The 4279-nt window shown below is 39.3% G+C and carries 4 protein-coding genes and 1 riboswitch; of the genes, 3 read left to right on the forward strand and 1 reads right to left on the reverse strand.

Going from position 1 to position 4279, the window contains the following annotated elements; genetic code table 11:
• The first annotated feature begins 97 nt into the window (after nucleotides 1-97).
• The 3 genes from EKM61_RS11460 (at nucleotide 98) to EKM61_RS11470 (ending at nucleotide 3302) form a co-directional block, all read left to right on the forward strand.
• Nucleotides 98-934, forward strand: coding sequence for a LicD family protein (locus EKM61_RS11460; RefSeq protein ID WP_068377199.1), 837 nt, complete (start codon nucleotides 98-100; stop codon nucleotides 932-934).
• A gap of 15 nt (nucleotides 935-949) precedes the next feature.
• Nucleotides 950-2380: an oligosaccharide flippase family protein gene (locus EKM61_RS11465; protein ID WP_068226019.1), complete on the forward strand. Its 1431-nt coding sequence runs from the start codon at nucleotides 950-952 to the stop codon at nucleotides 2378-2380.
• Between the two features lie 93 nt (nucleotides 2381-2473).
• Nucleotides 2474-2599: riboswitch (FMN riboswitch) on the forward strand.
• A gap of 100 nt (nucleotides 2600-2699) precedes the next feature.
• Nucleotides 2700-3302, forward strand: coding sequence for an ECF transporter S component (locus EKM61_RS11470; RefSeq protein WP_068226018.1), 603 nt, complete (start codon nucleotides 2700-2702; stop codon nucleotides 3300-3302).
• A gap of 315 nt (nucleotides 3303-3617) precedes the next feature.
• On the opposite strand, the gene EKM61_RS11475 is transcribed toward EKM61_RS11470, so the two are convergent.
• Nucleotides 3618-4121 carry a methylated-DNA--[protein]-cysteine S-methyltransferase gene (locus tag EKM61_RS11475; RefSeq protein WP_068226017.1) on the reverse strand — a complete coding sequence of 168 codons (504 nt, stop codon included), beginning with the start codon at nucleotides 4119-4121 and terminating at the stop codon, nucleotides 3618-3620.
• Nucleotides 4122-4279: the final 158 nt, after the last annotated feature.

Raw genomic sequence — 4279 nt, forward strand, 5'->3', positions numbered from 1 at the left:
ACTACGCCATAGCAGCACGAGAATTGGTCCAAAATTGTGCGGTATGCCGATATTAAACCTCGTATGAATAATTCGGGATCAACGTGAGCTAAACTTGTTGCGTCAGATTATAGATATTTGTGAAGAAGAAAACATAGATTATTGGTTATCCGGCGGCTCGCTCCTTGGTGCCGTTAAGTATCATGGAATAATTCCTTGGGATGATGATGTTGATGTTGCAATGAAACGACCTGAGTATGATCGCTTTATTGCTGCCGCAACGAATCGATTTAACGCGGACGGCCAATACGGTATTATTAATGACCATTTAGACCCTGATTATGGTGTCACTTGGAGTAAGGTCATTGATAAGGAAACTGAGATTAAAGAAGATTTTACGTTTAGTAGCCAGACTGTTTTTGTCGATATTATTCCGTTCGATAAATTGGCCAATAATTCACTACTACGACTTTGGGATAAGTATGCTTTTCATTTAATTGATCAAATAGTTCGTGAGCGTTATTACCACATCTACCATTCATGGTTTGGTAAGATTGCTTATGCGCCAATTCACTTTGTAACCCGCTGGTTTTCACTCAAATCATTAAAGCAGATTCGCTATCGCGTAATGACTAGACGCCAAAACAATCAGGCAGCCACCGTTACTAATTACGCTTCTTGGTATTGGTTTGGCCGCGAATGGGCTTCAGCTGAAGAGGTTCAGGCAGTAAGACCCACAAAATTTAGCGGTTTACAGGCGAAAATCCCCGTTGGAACTACAACTATTTTAGAACGAATGTACGGTGATATTACTAAAACTCCTGCGGCTTCGGAGCAATACCCTAGTCACGTTAAATCCTTTCACGTTGTTCCGGCCAATGGTAAGCAAAAATCTTGTACTTCTGAAAGAACAAAAATGACGCCTGAACAAATTGCAATTTTAGCGCACAACTAGAAAGGCGCCCGTACAATGAAGGTTATCCGGAATTATTTTTATAATATGTCCTATCAGCTACTAGTGTTGATTGCCCCATTAATAACAGTACCGTACGTAGCACGTGTAATTGGTCCAGTTGGTGCTGGGATTAATGCCTATACAAACTCAATAGTGGCTTATTTTTATTTAGTTGGCTCTTTAGGCATTACTTTATACGGAAATCGGGAAATTGCCTTCCACCGGGATAATCTGGAGGAACGCTCACGTATTTTCTGGGAAGTTGAACTATTACAAATTATCACTATCTTTGCTGCCTACCTAGCATTTCTCGTTTTTTTACACTTTGATCATCACTACCGGCTCTTCTTTTTGATGCAGTCATTAAGTTTAATCGCCGGTGCTATTGATATCTCTTGGTATTTTATGGGCCTAGAAGATTTTAAAAAAACGACTTTGCGTAACTCGGTCGTTCGTATAATTACGATTATTATGATTTTTACTTTTATCCATCAACCTAGTGATCTATGGTTATACATTATGATTTTATCCGCCAGTTCTTTAGTTGGTAACGCAATGCTTTGGCCCTACCTACCAAAATTAGTAAAGAAAGTGCCGTTTTCTTCTTTGCATATTTGGCGTCACGTTGGACCTTCATTCATTCTGTTTATTCCGACCATTTCAATGCAACTTTATATTATGGTTAATAAAACTATGTTAAAGGCCATGGTTTCCGTTCAGGCTGCTGGTTATATGGATTATTCTGACAAGTTTATTAATATGGCAATGGTTGCCGTTACCTCACTAAGTGTCGTTTTGTTACCGCATATTGCTAATCTTTTTGCAAATAATAAGCTTGAGGCCGTGCACCGTAGTCTATACCGTTCTTTTCAATTTGTGACGGCGCTGGCGATTCCTTTAATGTTTGGTATGTCGGCCATTGCACCTAAATTCATTGTTTGGTTCTTATCACCAAAATTTACGACTACCGGTATCCTGTTGATTATTCAGACACCAATAATTCTGCTGATAGCCTGGAACAACACAATTGGTCGGCAGTACTTGCTGCCAGTTAAGCGTGTTCGTGACTATACCTTATCAGTTTCAATTGGCGCTGGTGTTAACATTATTGCGAATTACATTTGTATTAAACTTTTTAGTGTTTATGGTGCCGCCGTTGCAACGGTAATTACCGAAATTTTTGTGACTGGCTACCAGATAATTGTTGTTCGAAAGAATTTAGACCTTAAACAAATGTTCCATGACTTGTGGAAATTTTTTGTTGCCGGTGGAATTATGGGTATTATTGTTTGGCAAGTTGCGAGCCACCTACCGAGCCATTTGATTTGGTTCCTTATCGAAATTGCCCTTGGCGCACTTATTTATGTGGTCGTTGCCTTACTGCTCAAAACCGATATTTTCTTAGAGGCTCTAGGCTACCTTAAACACAAGCCAAAGAAAAATTAAATTAATACGTGAATATCCAAATAATTTTAAAGCATACTGGTTGCGTTTACAAAAATATGTGTTACAATTACCATTGTAAATTGAATATTAGTTATGTGTCTTCAGAGGCAGGGTGTAATTCCCGACCGGTGGTTATAGTCCACGACCCATTAGTTATTAATGGCTGAAGCGGTGAAACCCCGCTACCGATAGTTAAAGTCTAGATAAAAGAAGATTGGGCTTATTTATTTGTGACTATAAAATAAAGCGCACACTATTCTTGTCTCTGTTTGACATGGGTGGTGTGTTTTTTAGTGTTTAAAAAGGAGAGGTTTTCAATATGGAAAGAACAAACGTCCGTAAGCTTGTTATGATCGCAATGATGTCGGCTATCTCATATTTACTACTTTTAATTGCTTTTCCAATTTTACCAGCTTTTTCGTATTTAAAAGTAGATTTTAGTAACTTACCAGTCTTCATCACAATGTTCTTATATGGCCCTGCTGCTGGGATTGCAACGGCCTTCATCAGTGGTGTATTAGATTTTCTAACCCATGGTGGCGTTCCTTACTTAATTGGTGATGTTGCTTACTTTTTTGCCACCTTGTGTTTCACTTTACCCGTTTATTATTTCTTCAAACGAGGTCAAAAGCACAACACCCTAGCTAGACCAAGCACCGGCAATATGTTGGCTGGTTTTACTTCTGGTATCTTATTGCTAACTGTCTTCATGTGCTTCGCCAATTTATTTGTCCTACTACCAATGTACTTTAAATTCTCAGGCATTAAATTTACTGCTCCGGTCATGCAAATGGTCTTTGCTGGAATTTTACCTTTTAATTTAATTAAGGGTGTTATTGTTAGTATTGTCTTCATGATCGCCTATGCTAAGTTACTACCTTGGTTATCGCGTAAGGTAGTGACGCCCGTAGCCAAAAGTTAGAGTAACAAATAGGCGCTGTTTCTGGCTAGCGAGTGCGTGAAAGGGTACAGGAACCTGCTTTTTCAAACACGTTTACACCAAATTAGTCAAAAAGTGGGCCAAAAGTTGGTTCTAGCTTACTTACTTTAAAATAGTAGTGGGCTAGATTTTTGTCCTAGCTCCAAACATGACTTAGTTTGGACTAAACGCGTATAAAATTTATTGTGACAAGTCAGGAGAGGCCGGGACAAAAGTCCTGGTCTCTTATTGTTTCCGATTACGATAGAACGTGGGCCAAAAGTTTAGTATAAGAGCGACATTATTACCGCACTCTTTTTAGCACCGTTGTGCCTCTAGCGATAACAGCTGCTGTTTCATTGCTAAACCACCACGATAGCCGCCAAGCCTTCCGTCCTTACGTATCACTCGATGACAAGGAATCACAACTAATAGTGGATTGGCCCCCACCGCGCTAGCAACCGCACGAACTGCCGTAGGATAACCACTAGCAGTGGCCAATTCGGTGTAGGACCACGTCTGTCCGTATGGTATTTTTAATAGTGTTTGCCAAACCTGTTGTTGTAATTTTGTGCCCCTTCGAATATCAAGTGGAATGTTCAACAACGAGCGTTTACCGGTAAAATAGTCATTCAATTGTTGCTTATAGTTTGCCAAGGATTTCTCTTTGGCGTTCGCTACTTCAGAATTTGGCAAATAGTGTTTGGCCTCATCAATTGAAGCATCTGGACTACCAACAAAAACTAAACCCTGATCGGAAGCCAACAAGTAGTAATGTTTGCCCTGACAATTTAGAGTTGCTCGGTATAACTGATTATCCATAATACAATCACTCACTTTCACTTAGCTAAACGCTTGACAATTCACTAATATTAATCGATTCTTACTATGTAGTAAATTATTAAGACTTGTGGTCAGAAGTCAAGTAGGTGATACGTAAAATATTGATAGTTCTAATTGTGAGGAGAGTATACTTCCCC

This window comes from Loigolactobacillus backii, assembly GCF_003946275.1.
In the GTDB taxonomy this organism is placed as follows: Bacteria; Bacillota; Bacilli; order Lactobacillales; family Lactobacillaceae; genus Loigolactobacillus; species Loigolactobacillus backii.

What these genes read in the sequence shown, in the direction of transcription:
- EKM61_RS11470 (WP_068226018.1), top strand. Translation starts at nt 2,700, where the DNA reads ATGGAAAGAACAAACGTCCGTAAGCTTGTTATGATCGCAATGATGTCG.
- EKM61_RS11465 (WP_068226019.1), top strand. Translation starts at nt 950, where the DNA reads ATGAAGGTTATCCGGAATTATTTTTATAATATGTCCTATCAGCTACTA.
- EKM61_RS11475 (WP_068226017.1), bottom strand. Translation starts at nt 4,121, where the DNA reads ATGGATAATCAGTTATACCGAGCAACTCTAAATTGTCAGGGCAAACAT.